At 59.6% G+C, this 15,818-nt stretch carries 13 protein-coding genes and 1 riboswitch; of the genes, 10 read left to right on the top strand and 3 right to left on the bottom strand.

Annotation, left to right across the window (positions count from 1 at the left end):
- The first annotated feature begins 469 nt into the window (after positions 1-469).
- From I4W09_RS08210 to I4W09_RS08190, 5 genes are all read left to right on the top strand, one after another.
- On the top strand, positions 470-2,470 hold the full coding sequence (locus tag I4W09_RS08210; protein ID WP_196033515.1) for an NAD(+) synthase: 2,001 nt from the start codon (positions 470-472) through the stop codon (positions 2,468-2,470).
- Positions 2,471-2,588: 118 nt separating this feature from the next.
- Positions 2,589-3,752, top strand: coding sequence for a pyridoxal phosphate-dependent aminotransferase (locus I4W09_RS08205; RefSeq protein ID WP_006234344.1), 1,164 nt, complete (start codon positions 2,589-2,591; stop codon positions 3,750-3,752).
- A 200-nt stretch (positions 3,753-3,952) separates the two neighbouring features.
- Entirely contained in the window at positions 3,953-4,903 is a 951-nt protein-coding gene (locus I4W09_RS08200) for an L-lactate dehydrogenase (RefSeq protein WP_022094138.1), read from the top strand.
- Positions 4,904-5,029: 126 nt separating this feature from the next.
- Positions 5,030-6,190 carry an Mbeg1-like protein gene (locus I4W09_RS08195; RefSeq protein ID WP_196033512.1) on the top strand — a complete coding sequence of 387 codons (1,161 nt, stop codon included), beginning with the start codon at positions 5,030-5,032 and terminating at the stop codon, positions 6,188-6,190.
- Positions 6,191-6,301: 111 nt separating this feature from the next.
- The gene (locus I4W09_RS08190) at positions 6,302-7,306 is read left to right on the top strand and encodes a nucleoid-associated protein (protein ID WP_022094136.1); all 1,005 of its coding nucleotides are present in this window, start codon (positions 6,302-6,304) and stop codon (positions 7,304-7,306) included.
- A gap of 249 nt (positions 7,307-7,555) precedes the next feature.
- Here the strand turns inward: I4W09_RS08190 and dapD are convergent, their stop codons facing one another.
- The 3 genes from dapD to dapA are packed head-to-tail and all read right to left on the bottom strand — an operon-like array spanning position 7,556 to position 11,357.
- Positions 7,556-8,275: a 2,3,4,5-tetrahydropyridine-2,6-dicarboxylate N-acetyltransferase gene (gene dapD, locus I4W09_RS08185; protein ID WP_082437754.1), complete on the bottom strand. Its 720-nt coding sequence runs from the start codon at positions 8,273-8,275 to the stop codon at positions 7,556-7,558.
- 39 nt (positions 8,276-8,314) lie between these two features.
- On the bottom strand, positions 8,315-9,055 hold the full coding sequence (gene dapB, locus I4W09_RS08180; RefSeq protein WP_196033509.1) for a 4-hydroxy-tetrahydrodipicolinate reductase: 741 nt from the start codon (positions 9,053-9,055) through the stop codon (positions 8,315-8,317).
- Positions 9,048-11,357: a 4-hydroxy-tetrahydrodipicolinate synthase gene (gene dapA / locus I4W09_RS08175; protein WP_196033506.1), complete on the bottom strand. Its 2,310-nt coding sequence runs from the start codon at positions 11,355-11,357 to the stop codon at positions 9,048-9,050. Before dapA ends, dapB begins: the two co-directional genes overlap by 8 nt.
- Positions 11,358-11,422: 65 nt before the next feature.
- Positions 11,423-11,591: riboswitch (Lysine riboswitch) on the bottom strand.
- A gap of 144 nt (positions 11,592-11,735) precedes the next feature.
- Between dapA and I4W09_RS08170 the strand changes: the two genes are divergently transcribed.
- The 5 genes from I4W09_RS08170 (at position 11,736) to I4W09_RS08150 (ending at position 15,790) form a co-directional block, all read left to right on the top strand.
- Positions 11,736-12,923 carry an N-acetyldiaminopimelate deacetylase gene (locus tag I4W09_RS08170; protein ID WP_230318736.1) on the top strand — a complete coding sequence of 396 codons (1,188 nt, stop codon included), beginning with the start codon at positions 11,736-11,738 and terminating at the stop codon, positions 12,921-12,923.
- Between the two features lie 56 nt (positions 12,924-12,979).
- Positions 12,980-13,249 carry a hypothetical protein gene (locus I4W09_RS08165; protein WP_118072018.1) on the top strand — a complete coding sequence of 90 codons (270 nt, stop codon included), beginning with the start codon at positions 12,980-12,982 and terminating at the stop codon, positions 13,247-13,249.
- Positions 13,250-13,413: 164 nt separating this feature from the next.
- Complete coding sequence (locus I4W09_RS08160; RefSeq protein WP_196033500.1) at positions 13,414-13,857, top strand: FxLYD domain-containing protein; 444 nt, start codon at positions 13,414-13,416, stop codon at positions 13,855-13,857.
- Positions 13,858-13,889: 32 nt separating this feature from the next.
- Positions 13,890-14,312, top strand: coding sequence for an XRE family transcriptional regulator (locus I4W09_RS08155; RefSeq protein WP_148332723.1), 423 nt, complete (start codon positions 13,890-13,892; stop codon positions 14,310-14,312).
- 98 nt (positions 14,313-14,410) lie between these two features.
- Positions 14,411-15,790 (top strand): serine/threonine protein kinase, encoded by a 1,380-nt coding sequence (locus I4W09_RS08150; RefSeq protein ID WP_196033496.1) that lies wholly within the window; start codon positions 14,411-14,413, stop codon positions 15,788-15,790.
- Positions 15,791-15,818: the final 28 nt, after the last annotated feature.

Raw genomic sequence — 15,818 nt, 5'->3', positions numbered from 1 at the left:
GGGTATCGGGTTCCCACATTCATCCGCACATGTGCGGATGAATGTGGGAGGTGTTCGGATAAAGTTGATAATCAAGGGACTATCGACAAACGAGGAGCAATTAAACAAGTTGGTTGATAATTGCATGAAAGCAGATATACTACAATTAATTAGATAGAGGAGGTTTCTGCATGGACGTTATTAATAAAGATCTCTTGGAGCAACTGAAAGAGTCTCAGGAAGAGGGCGTCGTGGTAGAAGTGTTCGACTTTGAGGACTACATGGATAAATTCTGCCATTAGTTTCGGAATTTACTTGCCTCGCTTAAAGGAGAAGTCGATTATCGATTTCTCCTTTTTTAATTAAAGATATTTTTGAAATACATGCTCTTAGCACAGGCTGGCGTCTCAGTAAACTGGGAGGTTGCTTTGGCTAGTTAGAGATATGTGAACGTCCGTTAGACTGAATCTCAGGGTAGAAGGGGCCTCCAGTGTCCAGATCAACAAGGCAATGCTGCGTTTCGGCTAATAAGAACGATGGCTTTTTGCGTGTGGCGGCGGCGTCGCCGCGGATTCGCGTGGCCGATGTCGAGGGCAATGCCGAGGTTGCGCTGGCGGCTGTTCGCGAGGCTACCGAGCGCGGCGTTCGCGCGCTGGTGCTGCCCGAGCTTAACCTGACCGGCTATACCGCGGCCGACCTGTTCCATAACCGCACGCTGCTGCATGCCTGCGAGGCTGCTCTGGTGCATATCCTCGACGAGACTCGTGAGTTGCCGATTGTCTTTACCATTGGTCTTCCCGTTGCAGTTGCCGAGAATATCTACAACTGCGCCGCCGTGTGCTGCGCGGGCGAGCTTTTGGGCCTCACGGCCAAGAAGTATCTGCCCAACTATGGCGAGTTCTATGAGCGCCGTTGGTTTGCTCCGGCGCCTGCGGATCCCGTGTGGGTTGAATTTGCCGGTCAGGGTCCGGTTCCGCTGGGTTCGGGGCTTGTCTACCGCTGCTGTGATGAGGGTGCCGAGGATATGGTGCTGGGCGTTGAGGTTTGCGAGGACCTGTGGGTACCGGCGCCGCCTTCGACCGAGATGGCGCTTGCCGGTGCGACGGTGATCCTCAATCCGTCGGCTTCGGACGAGATTATCGGTAAGGCGGATTACCGCCGCAGCCTCATTTCCAACCAGAGCGCGCGCCTGTATTGCGCCTATGCCTACGCGGACGCGAGCGAGGGCGAGTCCACGACCGACATGGTCTTTGCGGGCGAGAACCTCGTCTACGAAAACGGCTCCAAGCTCGCCGCGACCAAACTGCTTACCTGCGATATGGCCATCGCCGACGTTGACCTTGACCGCCTGGTTGCCGAGCGCCGTCGCTCGACGACATGGACGCGCGCGGACGATGCGCCGGAGGCCGTGACCGTCGAGTTCTCGTTTGAGGGCTCGCTCGCCGAAGAGCCTGTCCTGCGCGATGCGCTCGGCATAGACCGTGTCTTCCCCCGCGCGCCCTTCGTGCCTGCCGACCATGGTGACCTGGCTGAGCGCTGCGAGACCATCCTCGACCTGCAGACCGCGGGCCTCAAGACCCGCCTTGCCCATACGGGCACCAAGGCGGCCGTTATCGGCCTTTCGGGCGGTCTCGATTCCACGCTGGCGCTGCTTGTGACCGTGCGTGCCTTCGATGCGCTGGGGCTGCCGCGCACTGGTATCACAGCCGTGTCCATGCCCGGCTTCGGCACGACGCATCGCACCAAGTCGAATGCCGAGTCGCTCGCTCGTGACTTGGGTGTGAGCTTCCGCGAGGTCTCAATCCATGCTGCCGTGGAACAGCACTTTAAGGATATCGAGCATGATCCGGCCGTGCAGGACGTGACCTACGAGAACAGCCAGGCCCGCGAGCGTACGCAGATCCTGATGGATCTGGCCAACCAGGCTGGCGGTTTTGTCATTGGCACGGGCGACCTGTCGGAGCTGGCGCTCGGCTGGGCTACCTATAACGGCGACCACATGAGCATGTACGCCGTCAACGCGAGCGTGCCCAAGACGCTTGTGCGCCATCTGGTGCGCTATGCCGCCGATGTCTTTGGCGGGCGTATTGCCGAGGTCTTGCTCGATATCCTCGATACGCCGGTGTCCCCCGAGCTTCTGCCGCCCACGGGCGACGGCGAGATTGCGCAGAGGACCGAGGATTTGGTGGGCCCGTACGAGCTGCACGACTACTTCCTCTACTACCTGCTGCGTTTTGGCTTTGAGCCGGGCAAGATCTACCGCATGGCGCTCAAGAGCTTCGAGGGCGTCTACGACGCCAAGACCGTCCACACGTGGCTACGTACGTTCTACCGTCGCTTCTTTGCCCAGCAGTTTAAGCGCAGCTGCCTGCCCGATGGTCCCAAGGTGGGCTCGGTGACGCTCAGCCCGCGCGGCGATTGGCGTATGCCGAGTGACGCTAGCTCGCGTCTGTGGCTTGCGCAGATCGACGCGCTCAATCCAGTTGACTAAGGTTGGCTAAATTGAACCAATACGGGGGTTGCAAGCGTTACACTTTTGCAATCTGATGGCCCGTATCGCGCGGCGCTCTTGTCGGAGCGCCGCGTTTTTCATATCGAAAGGTGGCACCATGCAGGCATCGCAGCGTCTCGACCGCTTTGGCGCGGAGGTCTTCGCCTCGCTCAACAACAAGCTTCTCGCGCTGAAGGCTCAGGGAAAGACCATTTACAACATGAGCGTGGGCACGCCCGACTTTAAGCCGTACGACCACGTGGTCGAGGCGCTCACGCAGGCAGCCCAAGATCCCGAGATGTGGAAGTATGCCCTGCGCGACCTGCCCGAACTCAAGCAAGCCGTGTGCGATTACTATGAGCGTCGCTTTGGCGTTTCGGGCATTACGCCGTCTATGGTGCAGTCGTGCAACGGCACGCAGGAGGGCGTGGGCCATTTGGGCCTGGCCCTGCTCGATCCGGGTGACACCATTCTGGTTCCCGATCCGTGCTACCCGGTCTTTGAGGCGGGTGCCAAGATCGCCGATGCCAAGCTCGAGTACTATCCGCTGGTTGCCGAGCACAATTACCTGCCCTATGTGGCGGGCATCGATCCCGAGGTGGCCGACCGCGCCAAGTATATGATCGTGTCGCTGCCCGCCAACCCGGTGGGCTCGGTGGGCACGCCCGAGGTCTACGAGGAGATTATCGCCTTTGCCCGCGAGCATGATCTGTTGATCGTTCATGACAACGCGTACTCCGACATCGTGTTTGACGGCGAGCCGGGCGGAAGCTTTTTGCAGTATCCCGGTGCGCTTGAGGTGGGCGTGGAGTTCTTCTCGCTTTCCAAGTCGTTTAACGTCACCGGTGCGCGTATCGGCTTTTTGGTCGGCCGCGAGGACGTGGTCTCTGCCTTTGCCAAGCTGCGCGGTCAGATTGACTTCGGTATGTTCTTCCCGATTCAGAAGGCCGCCATCGCCTGCCTGAACGGTCCGCGCGATGAGGTCGAGGCGCAGCGTCTGAAGTACCAGGAACGCCGCGATGCCCTGTGCGACGGTCTTGAGGGCCTGGGCTGGGAGCGTCCCAACGCGCATGGCTCTATGTTTGTGTGGGCCAAGCTTCCCGGCGGCCGCACCGATTCCATGGCGTTTTGCGAGGAGCTCATGGAGAAGGCCGGCGTTGTGGTGACGCCGGGCGCGAGCTTTGGCCCTTCGGGCGAGGGGCACGTGCGTATGGCACTGGTCCTTCCGCCCGATCAGATCGCTTTGGCTGTCGAGGCCATTCGCGAGGCGGGCCTGTATTAGAACCTATTTCGACTCGTCAATAGCTCGAAACCGATTTCGTGCAGTTATTTTACGAATTCTGCAAACAATTTCGGTAAACGGTCGATTTTTGGCTGCGAATAGGAGCATAATCAAAGTCCCGATTGGATGTATTGGGATTACGGCAAGCCGCTCGGGTCGTTCCCGGGCGGCTTGTTTGTGGAGAGAGATGGGAGTTTCTAATGGTTAACGAGAAGAAGGTCGCTATTGTCGGCTGCGGCTTCGTCGGTTCGTCTTCGGCGTTCGCACTGATGCAGAGTGGTCTGTTCTCCGAGATGGTCCTCATCGACGTGGACAAGAACCGTGCCGAGGGTGAGGCCCTGGATATCGCGCACGGCATGACGTTTGCCGAGCCGATGAAGATCTACGCCGGCGATTATTCCGATGTCGCCGACGCCGCCATGATCGTCGTCACCGCTGGCGCTGCCCAGAAGCCCGGTGAGACCCGCCTGGACCTGGTCAACAAGAACGTCAGCATCTTCAAGTCCATTATTCCCGAGATTAAGAAGTCCGGCTTCGACGGCATTCTGCTCATCGTCTCCAACCCGGTCGATGTTCTGACCTACGCCGCCATCAAGATGTCCGGCCTGCCCGAGGGCCACGTCATCGGTTCCGGCACCGTGCTCGACACCGGCCGCCTGCAGCAGATGCTTGGTGCCCACGTCGAGGTTGACCCGCGCGATGTCCAGGCCTATGTCATGGGCGAGCACGGTGACTCCGAGTTTGTCGCTTGGTCCAGCGCTCAGGTTGCCGGCGTTCCGCTGAACACCTTCTGTGAGCTTCACGGCCACCTGGAGCATGAGGCTGCCGAGAAGCGCATCGCTGAGGACGTCAAGAACTCCGCCTACACCATCATCGAGAAGAAGCACGCCACCTACTATGGCGTCGCCATGGCCGTCAAGCGCATCTGCACCGCCGTTATGCGCGATGAGCAGACCGTTCTGCCTGTCTCCTCGCTCATGGTGGGCGAGTATGGCCTGTCCGATCTTGCCATCTCCATGCCGACCGTCGTTGGCCGCGACGGCGTTGTCTGCCGCGTCCCCGTGCCGCTGAACGACGACGAGCAGCATGAGCTCACCGTCTCCGCCAAGGCCCTCAAGGACATCATCGACAGCGTCGATTTCTCCTGCTAAATCAAGCTCGCTAGAGCGAAAAGCTACAATGAAGGCGTCCGGGTCCACACGGCCCGGGCGCCTTTTGGTGCAAAGTAACCTGACCCCAATGCACCATCCCAATACACCATAGTTGATGGGAGGGCCATGTCGGATTCGCCTAATTTTTTGACCTATGCCCAGACGGCGTTTGATCCGTTTGAGGAGCGGCCGTTCTGCGCGGTGGACAGCCTGGTCTTTGCGTGGTTGTCCTATTTGCGTTTGCCGGGTGATACGGCGGAGCTGACGAACTGGCAGGGCCTAGACGTACGCGAGCTGCTGCGTGCCGAGTGCTATCGGGACATGATTGACGACTTGTGGGATCCAGAGGGGAGCAGGGCCTTGTTGGAGGCCGTGGCAGCAAATCCCAGATACCGCGGCGTGCACGTTTGCGGCTATCGTGCCGTGAGCGATGTGGTGGCGACGGAGCAGTTTGCAGCCATGGCGTTCCGGTTTCCGGCGGGGTTTAGCTATCTTTCCTTCCGGGGGACCGACAGCACGATTGTGGGCTGGAAAGAGGACTTTAACATGGCGTTCCGGTGTCCTGTGCCGGCCCAGGAATCCGCGGCGCGTTATGTGGACGAGGCGGCGGATGCGATCGACGGGCCGCTTTTGTGCGGAGGTCATTCCAAGGGTGGAAACCTTGCGGTGTACGGTGCGGCGATGTGCTCCGATGTCGCCCGTGAGCGAATCGAACGGGCGTATTCCCATGATGGTCCAGGGTTCGTCGAGGAGTTTCTGAACGGCAACGCCTTTGCCGATCTTTCCGGTCGAATCGACAAGACGCTACCTCGGTCGTCGATCTTCGGCATGATGTTCGAGACACAGGAGGACTATGCCATCGTTGAGAGCACCGAGTTCAGCCTGCTGCAGCACAATCCCTTTAGCTGGGTGGTTGATGGTCGCGACTTCGTGTACTGTGAGCGCCTGTCCGCCGGTGCTCGATACGTTGATGGCTCCATTCGCGAGATGCTGCTTGCAGTGTCACCTAGCGAGCGCGAGCGTTTTGTAGATGCGTTGTTCTCCGTGTTTGAGGCTACGGACGCCGAACGGTTTGCGGATATCGCAGGAAATCTGCGTGAGAGTCTGCCCGTGATGCTCCAGGCTGCGCAAGGCTTTGACAAAGATACGCGACGCTTTATCTCGCAGACCATCGTGGCGATCCTTAAATGCGCACTGTTGCCCAAACGACCCCAGATCGACGTGCCCGCTGCCGGCAAGAGTTTGGCAGAACAGCTCGAGGCTTGGCAGTCCGAGCTCCTGCGCTAGCCATTGATACAAAGCAACCTGTCCCCGATGCACCAATCTTCGATGCGCCCGGGGCGGGCTCGACCGCTATACTGGTTCGTGCCGAAATCGATCTAGAACGGAATGCCGTATATGAAAATCAATCACGCGATTCTGCATATCCTGGACTTTGACTCTGCCGTCAACGTCATGAGCCAGCGCGAGCTCGATATCGAGAGCCGTACCGTGCGCAACTTCGTGACCACGCATCTGCGCCGCGCACGTACCTCGGCCGACAATAAACGCGCCACGTTTGCCGAGAACTCTGCGTTTGGCGGCGAGCTCAAGGGCTATTTCTTTGGCGAGCGCGAGTTCGTGGACCTGTCGCAGCAGATTGCGGAGTTTATCTCTTCCGAACTCACCAAGGCTGAGAAAGCCGAGTCCACCGACGTGCTTGTGGCGGACTTTGACGACGATGAGGATGCCCGCTGGTTTGCCGTGATGCTGCTGGGCTCCAAGCAGGCATTCATGCACGAGGTGGGTCGCGAAGAGGGCGAGGTGCGTAACGACATCGCGCGCCACTATGCCATCCTGCCGAACCCCTCTCAAAAGGTGCCGAGCTATGCCATCGTGCGCGCGAGTACCATGGAGATCGGCTACGTGGACAAGAAGCGCAAGATTGCCGGCGAGGACCGTATGCTTATCCCCGATGGCTTGCTGCAGTGCGACACGGGCGTATCGGGCAAGGAGGTCATCGACACCGTGACGCGTGTGGTTGAGGAAGTCGCCGAGGAGCACGGTGCCAACACGGCTGTAGCGCTCGCTAAGGTTAAGGCTGCCGTTGCCGAGAAGGTTGAGGATGACGAGGAGCTGCCGCCTTGGGATATCGTCGATGAGGTCTTTGAGGACGAACCGGTTATCAAGGAGAGCGTGCGCGCGGCACTGACCGAGGAGAAGGTTCCTGAGCGTGTGCCCGTGGAGCGCAAGCAGGTCGAACGCGCGGCGGTGCGCAATCACAAGATCCGTACCGACACGGGTATCGAGATCAGCTTCCCGGCCGAGATGGGTTCGAACTCCGAGTACATCGAGTTTGTCAACGAGCCCAACGGCCTCATCTCCATCGAACTCAAAAACATCGGCAGCATCGAGAATCGATAAACTGCGCTTGGACGCTGCGGAAAACAAAGGCCGAAACCCTTCGGGACTTCGGCCTTTGTTTCGGCTTGGTCGCTGACATTGCGCCGTAGGTTGAGCATACGCCAGCGAAAACGCCCCTAGGCGAGCAAGGTGACGCGAAAGAGGAGGGCATTGACCTTCTGGTCATGCCCGACGATTGAACGTCAGATTGCCGCCTAGGGGCGTTTGCAGCGTCGGGTCGTTACGGCGTTTGGTAAAACGCCGTAACTATTAAAGCTGGCGCAGCCCCTCTTCCAGGCCGGTCTTGCTGTCGGTCTTCTCGTCGCGCATCTTGATGACGCGGGCGGGGACACCGGCCACGACGGCACCGGCGGGGACATCCTCGACGCACACGGCGCCGGCGGCAACAACAGCGCCCTTGCCCACGCGTACGCCCTCCAGGACCACGGCGTTGGCGCCGATCATGACGTCGTCTTCGATGATGACGGGCGTGGCGCTTGCGGGCTCAACGACGCCTGCCAACACGGTTCCAGCGCCGATGTGGCAGTTCTTGCCCACGGTGGCGCGGCCGCCTAGCACGGCGCCCATATCGATCATGGAACCCTCGCCGATAACGGAGCCGATGTTGATGATGGCGCCCATCATGATGACGGCACGGTCGCCAATCTCGACGCGGTCGCGGATGATCGCGCCCGGCTCGATGCGGGCGTTGATGCCCTTAAGGTCGAGCATGGGCACGGCGGAGTTGCGGCAATCGTTCTCCACGTCGTAGTAATCGATGGAATCGGCGTTGGCGTCCAGGATGGCCTTAAGCTCATCCCAGTCGCCAAAGACGGTCTTGCCGCGACGACCGCCGTAGACATGTGCGTCGCCCCAGGCAACCTTCATGCCGGGCTTCTCGCGCACGTACAGCTTGACGGGCGTCTTTTTGGGCGCGGTGGCGATGTAGTTGATAATCTCCTGTGCATCCATCTCGGCTGCGTTACTCATTTGCTATCTCTCCTTTGGGCGGGTTCGGTTGATACCAGGTTAGGCAAACATGACCTGGTCGAACGTATAGAAGCCGGGTTCGCGGGCGACGAGCTTCTGCGCGGCTGCCAGGGCGCCGTTGACAAAGATCTGACGGCTCGTGGCGCGGTGCGTGAGCGTGACCTCCTCGTCCTGGCCAAAGAAGCTTACCTCGTGCACGCCGGCGACGGTGCCGCCGCGCAGCGAGTGCATACCGATCTCCTTGGAGTCGCGCGCGCCGCACATGCCCTCGCGACCGTAGACGGGGTGGTAGCCTGCTTCGGGCTCGGCCTCGACTACGGCGTCGAGCAGCAGCTTGGCGGTGCCGCTGGGGGCGTCGACCTTTTGGTTGTGGTGAGTCTCGACAATCTCGCAGTCAAAGCCGGGCAGCTCACGCGTGGCCTGGGCCACTAGATGACGCAGGGCTGCGATGCCGATGGAGTAATTGCCCGAGTGCATAACGCGGGTGTTCTGGCCCAGCTCACGCAGGCGGTCCATCTGCTCGGGGGTGTAGCCTGTGGTGCCCGAGACCAACGCCGCGCCCGTGCGCTCGACATAGGCGACGACGGCTTCGAAGGTCACGACGTTCGAGAAGTCGATAATCACATCGGCAGCCGGTGCGTTCTCGAGCTTGCTCAAATCGAAGCCAATCTGGGCCACGATATCAAAAACGGGTTGACCGGCGGCGTCGACAACGCCCTCGGCGGTGGTGCGGATGAGCGAGCCCATGCGGCCCGTTCCCATAATGACGGTCTTAATCAAGCAGACCAGCCCCCTTCAGAGCATCGGTAAGTGCAGAGCGCGTGTCGTCTGCCATGGGGCACAGCGGCATGCGGTAGTTTGCCTCGATCATACCCATCTGGGCGAGCGCCTCTTTGACGGGGATGGGGTTGACCTCGCTAAAGAGGGCATTGATGAGCGGCTGGCCGGCAATCTGTATATCGCGGGCGCGCGCTACGTCGCCGTCCAGATAAGCGCGGCACATGTCATGTACGAGCTGCGGCTGAACGTCTGCCCACACGCTGATGGCGCCCGAGGCACCCAGGCTCATGAGCGGTACGGTAAGCGCGTCCTCGCCCGAGTACATGCGGAAGTCGTCTGACAGCAGGTGGGCGATCTTGGCCGCGTAGGCGACGTTGCCCGAGGCCTCCTTAATACCCATGATGTTGGGGTGCGCGGCCAGGAGCTCTACGTTGCGCTCGCTGATACCGCAGCCGCAGCGGCCGGGGATGTTGTACAGGATGCAGGGGATGTCCACGGCATCGGCGACGGTCTTAAAGTGCTGATAGATACCCTCTTCATTGGACTTGTTGTAGTAGGGGGTGATGAGCAGCAGACCGTCGGCGCCCAGGCCCTGGTAAGTAAGCGACTTGGTGAGCATGGTCTGCGTGGAGTTGGAGCCCGAGCCGGCAATGACGGGGACGCGTCCTGCAACATGCTTGACCACGGCGGCGACGACGGAGTTGTCCTCGTCGTCGGTCATCGTGGCGCTCTCGCCGGTGGTGCCCAGGGTGAGGATGGCGTCGGTGCCGTTTTGCAGGTGGAAATCGATAAGGCGCTCGAGTGCGTCAAAGTCGACACTGCCATCCTTTTTAAACGGCGTGACGAGGGCGACGATTGAGCCCTCGAGATTGCGGATGTCCATGTTCTTCTCCTTCGCGTCCGCGATCTGGATGCGTTTGTTCCATTGGGCGGCGACTGCCAGGCGCTCGTCTTGGGCGCGACGGCGGGCACTTTCGGCGCGCGACTTGGCCAGCAGCTCTCGGCCGCTCGGCAGCACGTCGAGCGTGGCAAAGTAATCGCCCGGGCGCTCGGCGCGGCGGATGAGGTCGGCCGAGCCATCGGGGCGCAACAGGACCTCAGCGGAGCGCAGGCGTCCATTGTAGTTGTAGCCCATGGAGTAGCCATGCGCGCCGGTATCGTGGATCACAAGCAGGTCGCCCATGTCGATATGCGGCAGCTCGCGATCGATGGCGAACTTGTCGTTGTTCTCGCACAGATTGCCCGTGATGTCGTAGGTGTCCGTGACGGGCGCTGTGGTCTTGTCGTCGCCACCCGGCTGGCCCATCACCGTAATGTGGTGGTAAGCGCCATACATGGCAGGACGAATCAGATCGACGGCACTGGCGTCCACGCCGATATAGTCCTTGTAGATCTGCTTCTCGTGGATGGCCTTGGTGACCAGGCATCCGTAGGGGCCCATCATAAAGCGACCCATCTCGGTGCAGATCGCCACATCGTCCATGCCGGCGGGGACCAGAATCTCGTCGTAGGCTGCGTGTACGCCCTCACCGATGGCGTGAATGTCGTTAGCCTGCTGCTCGGGCAGGTAGGGGATACCCACACCGCCGGACAGATTGATAAAGGCGACATGTGCGCCGGTCTCGCGCTCCAGGCGCACGGCAAGTTTAAAGAGGATGCGTGCGAGCTTGGGATAGTAGTCGTTAGTGACGGTGTTACTGGCAAGGAAGGCATGGATGCCAAAATTCTCGGCGCCCTTGGCCTTGAGCATGCGGAAGGCCTCAAAGAGCTGCTCGGTGGTCATGCCATATTTGGAGTCGCCCGGGTTGTCCATGATGCCGTTGGAGAGCTGGAACAGACCGCCTGGATTAAAGCGGCAGCTGACCGTCTTGGGGATGGGCCCCGCAACGCGCTCAAAGAACTCGATGTGGCTGATGTCGTCAAAATTGACGATGGCACCCAGCTTGTCGGCGAGCTCAAAGTCGGCAGCCGGTGTGTCGTTGGACGAGAACATGATGTCGTGTCCCGTGATACCCAGTGAGCGGGCGATCATGAGCTCGGTATAGCTCGAGCAATCGCAGCCGCAGCCGTATTCGTTGAGAATGGAGATGAGCGCCGGGTTGGGATTGGCCTTGACGGCAAAGTATTCCTTAAAGCCCGGGTTCCATGCAAAGGCGTCGCGTACTTCTTGCATGTTGCGGCGGATGCCCGCCTCGTCGTATAGATGAAACGGCGTGGGGAACTGCTCGACGATATGCTCGAGTGTCTCCTTGTCCACAAACGGCTGCTTGGCCGCATATGCCTCGTTGGGGGTCAATGCCATGTCCCGTAAACCTCGCTATCCAGACGGCGCCATCTGCGCATCGAATCCGCATAGCGTGGACCCAATGTCCGGATAGCGCTCCCGCATTGCTGCAGACAGTCCTGTGGGTGTTTCCCACAGGCCCACCAGGTTGTTCGTGCCCGAAAAACCCAGTTCGGCGGGTTTCGCCTCCCCACGGGGTCAAAGTCTGCCGACTCGCCCGTGGCTCTTCGTGCCCGCGCCTCTATCAAGTGGTAAAGACCCTATCACGTTGCACTTTACCAAACAAGAGTATTCGTATATAACGTTTAAAAAATGCAGCAATATGCTGGAAACATGTGTGCCACAATCCTGTATCACAATAAGTTGCAACAGATGTGCCTCACGAAGGGATTCTCTATGACCGAGCTCCAAGAACTCCGTCGCTATCGCCGCGATCTCCATCGCATTCCGGAGCTCGATTTCGATCTTCCGCAGACTATTGCCTATATCGAGGGCGTGTTGGCGCCGCTCGCTTGCGAGGTGACCCATCCGTGTCCCAGCTGCGTCTGCGCTTTCTTCGACGCTGGCGTTGGTGCCGCGCGTGCCACCGCGATTCGCGCCGATATGGATGCGCTGCCCATCGCGGAGGCGACGGGAGCGGCCTTTGCCTCGATCCATCCCAGCAAGATGCACGCTTGCGGACATGACGGACACATGGCCATGGCACTTGCCGCCGCGACGTATGTCGACCGTATGATTCGCGAGCAGCCGGGCGCCATAAGGCGTAACGTTCTCTTTGTGTTCCAGCCGGCCGAGGAAACGACCGGTGGTGCCAAGACGGTATGCGAGAGCGGTGTGTTCGAGCGCTATGGGGCTGACCGCATTTTTGGCTTCCATGTGTGGCCCGATCTGCCTGCCGGCACGTTGGCGAGTTGTTCCGGTCCGCTGCTGGCGCGTTCGAGTGAGACACACATTCATATTCACGGGACGAGCATCCATATCGCTAAGACCTATGGCGTTCCGGTCGAGGAGTCGCACGATGCGGCGCTGGCGGCTGCCAAGTTCTTGGTTGCCGAGCGCGAACTGATGGACGAGCTGGGCACCGACGAGCCCTGTATCGGTAAGTTTGGTCTGCTGCAGGCCGGCACCGTTTGCAACGCGGTGGCGGGGGAGGCCCATGTGGCCGGAAGCCTGCGTGTGTTTACGGACGACATGTTCGACCGGGCGCGCGAAGGCGTGCGCCGCGTGCTGGACGATGCCTGTGCCGCAACGGGCTGCACGTATGATCTCGACTTTGCCGAGGGCTATCCACCGGTCGATAACGATCCTGAGTTGTTTGCCCGAATCGCGCCCGCTCTGCCCGAATTGCAGCTCGTGGACGAGCCGCTGCTAATCGCCGAGGATTTCGCGTTCTATCAGCGCCATCTGCCGGGCGTGTTCTTCTTGCTAGGCACGGGCGTGCCAGAGGACCAAGACAACCCGAGTGATTCGGATGGCTGCCCCGCCTATGCCACAAGCGCTCTGCATACCGATAGCATGCTCTTCGACGAGGAAATCCTACTCAAAGGTCTCGATGTCTACAAACGATTGCTTGTGATGGAGTGACGATGAGGCGACGTCGGCAATCAGCCGTATATAGTCCGGGTGGATGCGGGTGCGGTTTGCTGCTGCTTCCGGTCATCGCTGTGAGCATTGGCGTAATGTTTGCGCTTGCTGGGTTGGCAGCAGCGGCACTCGTGTTGCTGATTGTGGCCATTGGCGTGACGATTTGGCTTTGCCGCAATCGCGAGCAACGCCGTGCCGACGGTAAAACCACTGTCGGCTGGGTCGTCTTCCTGATTATTGCGTACCCGCTGAGTGCCAGCTACCTGGTGTTCTTTGTCCTGTTGATGATTAGCGCCTTTACTGGGGAATCCGTAACGGTGGGTTGACGCACTGCCAGCAGACGGTCGCGCAAAGTGCGTTTGCTCGGCGTTTGGATAACTGCATTGGCCGTTTACCGCAACCTTAGCTCTCAGCTAATGAATTCAAGTTTAATCCTTCCTACGATGTGCTGTGTGCCGGCACGGTAGCCGGATCGTAGGAAGGATGAATAATGGCAAAAGAGGGAAAGAAGCCGATCGGCAAGATTGTCCTAGGCATCATCGTGGTGCTGGTTATTGTCGGTGCCGTGGGCTCTATGGGCGGCAACTCAACCGATTCGTCTGCGAGCGATTCGGCAAAACCTGCCGAGACGACACAGCAGGCTGAGGAGCAAAAAGAACTGCAAGAACCGTATACCATTGCTGACGAGGCTGAAGACACTTCCAATCAGTTTACCTATAAGATCACGGGCACGCTGACCAATAACACGGACAAGGAAAAGAGCTACATTCAGATTGAATATGTTCTGTATGATGCCGATGGCAATCAGGTTGGAACGGCTCTTGCAAACACCAATCATTTGAAGGCGGGCGGCTCCTGGAAGTTCGAGGCACTGGGTACGGTGTCTCCCGACCAGGTTGCTAGCTGGGAGCGTTCGGACGTAAGCGGTTTCTAGCATGTTGCATGCACTGGGGGAGGTGAGGCCGAATGCCCGATAAAAAGCTGACTGACGAGTTACTCAATGAGCTTCTCGACGCGCCAAACATCGATGGCTATATCAAGGAGCACGACTTTGCCACCCCGTCGCTTTCGGACTACCTGAAGCAGCTGCTGCAGGAAAAGGGCTTGGAGCGCTCGCGCGTGGTTCGTATGGCCGATCTCAATGAGACCTTTGGCTATCAGATCTTTACCGGTGCGCGTCATCCGAGTCGCAATAAGGTGCTGCAGATTGCCTTCGCCATGGCGCTAACGCTCAAGGAGACCAATCGCGCCTTGACGGCGGCGGGTGCCAACATCCTCAATTGTAAGGACCGCCGCGATGCGATTATCATCTTTTGTATCGATCGCGGGTGCAGCCTCCAAAAGGTCAACGAGGAGCTGTATCGCTTTGGCGAGGAGACGGTGAGTTAGCGGCTGATATCTGAGCTGTCGGAGCTGCCGAACAACGATGCAAACGAACGGGGCGCGGATGCCATGGGGTGTCTGCGCCCTGCGCTATGATGGAGGCTATGGATAATCAGACCCCAACATATTCCGATGATGAGCTGACCGCAGCGCTTGCCGAGCACCTGGCGTCGCTCGATCGTGACGACAGCTATCGCGTGGAGCGTGTACTTAAGCGCTCGTCCGTTGAAGCAACCGAGCTCGTGTACTTTGAAGGAACCGGCGGTGGCTCGCTCGGCCCCTTTGTCCGCAAACGCATCGATGCTTCGGCTCAAATCGGCGGGGCATACGAGCGTCTGTTTGCCGCTCAGCGGGCAGGCAGGCGTTTTGAGCACCTGCCCAGAATCGTCGATTGTCGTCGTGTGGGCGACGAGCTCAACGTGGTTATGGAATACATCGAAGGGGAGACGTTCGGGGCGCTGGTGGACCGTCTGGGAGCCACCCCCGATTATGCGCGTGAATTGTATCCTGCCCTATGCGATGCCGTGGGCGAGCTCCACGCCGGTTTCGCAATGGCGGGGGAGACTTCGGCGCCGGTGATCCATCGCGACCTCAAGCCGTCGAATATCATCGTGACAGGTGCCAACTATACGCCTGATGACGGCCTGACGTTTTCATCGCTGGTGATTATCGACTTGGGGATCGCGCGCGTATGGCGCGATGGCGCCGATGCCGATACCGTCAAGTTTGGGACACGGCCCTATGCGCCGCCCGAGCAGTATGGGTTTGGGCAGACGAGCGTGCGAAGCGACGTCTACGCACTTGGCGCCCTGTTGTTCTTCTGCTTGACGGGAGTCGATCCTAAACCAGGGCTCGACATGCGCGAGCAATGCGAGGCTCGCGACATTCCCACTCCACTTGCCGATGCCGTCTGCATGTCGATGGCACTCGACCCGGCCAAGCGTTTTGCGAGCGCGGAAGCGTTGGGACGGGCGACGCGCGCGGCATACGATCTGAGTCGCCCCGTGCGGCCTCCTGCGCCTGCGCCTGTCCGTACTCCGACCTCGGAGATGGTGTTGACGCCCCAAGGGCTCCAGAACCCCACAGGGCTTCCTAGGCCTGCCGCCTCCGCTGCATGCGGTCTGCTCTCTCGCGTTCCGGAGTCTCTGGGGCGTATTTGGAATACGCTCGTCTGCCTCTCGCTGCTTGTGTTCTTTGCCGGAAGTCACTTTGCCGTCTTTCACCCCACGGGAGCAAACCAAAGCTACCCGACGTGGCTTCTCATAATCGAGTATTTTTTCTTTGTCGATGGCCTTATAGTGCTTATGCATTTTGCGCTGCTCGATAAGCGCCGTCTTCGTCGGCGATTCGCACTGCTCGACAGCTATCGCGGCAAGAAGCTCGCGAAACTCTGGCTCAAGGCATTGGGTGTGCTGCTCCTATGCATGATCGTCATAGTCGCGGTTGCCAATGCGACCGGCGTCGTCGATACCTCCGCTACCTAAAAGAAAAGGGCCCCATTGGGGCCCTTTG

This window comes from Collinsella aerofaciens, assembly GCF_015670795.1.
GTDB classification, from domain to species: domain Bacteria; phylum Actinomycetota; class Coriobacteriia; order Coriobacteriales; family Coriobacteriaceae; genus Collinsella; species Collinsella aerofaciens_Q.
Note: the sequence above shows the minus strand (reverse complement) of the source record. Positions and strands in the feature narration are given on the sequence as shown.

Excerpts from the sequence above, each read along its gene's own strand:
- I4W09_RS08205 (WP_006234344.1), top strand. The coding sequence starts at position 2,589 with ATGCAGGCATCGCAGCGTCTCGACCGCTTTGGCGCGGAGGTCTTCGCC.
- I4W09_RS08200 (WP_022094138.1), top strand. The coding sequence starts at position 3,953 with ATGGTTAACGAGAAGAAGGTCGCTATTGTCGGCTGCGGCTTCGTCGGT.
- I4W09_RS08195 (WP_196033512.1), top strand. The coding sequence starts at position 5,030 with ATGTCGGATTCGCCTAATTTTTTGACCTATGCCCAGACGGCGTTTGAT.
- I4W09_RS08190 (WP_022094136.1), top strand. The coding sequence starts at position 6,302 with ATGAAAATCAATCACGCGATTCTGCATATCCTGGACTTTGACTCTGCC.
- dapD (WP_082437754.1), bottom strand. The coding sequence starts at position 8,275 with ATGAGTAACGCAGCCGAGATGGATGCACAGGAGATTATCAACTACATC.
- dapA (WP_196033506.1), bottom strand. The coding sequence starts at position 11,357 with ATGGCATTGACCCCCAACGAGGCATATGCGGCCAAGCAGCCGTTTGTG.
- I4W09_RS08170 (WP_230318736.1), top strand. The coding sequence starts at position 11,736 with ATGACCGAGCTCCAAGAACTCCGTCGCTATCGCCGCGATCTCCATCGC.
- I4W09_RS08160 (WP_196033500.1), top strand. The coding sequence starts at position 13,414 with ATGGCAAAAGAGGGAAAGAAGCCGATCGGCAAGATTGTCCTAGGCATC.
- I4W09_RS08155 (WP_148332723.1), top strand. The coding sequence starts at position 13,890 with ATGCCCGATAAAAAGCTGACTGACGAGTTACTCAATGAGCTTCTCGAC.
- I4W09_RS08150 (WP_196033496.1), top strand. The coding sequence starts at position 14,411 with ATGGATAATCAGACCCCAACATATTCCGATGATGAGCTGACCGCAGCG.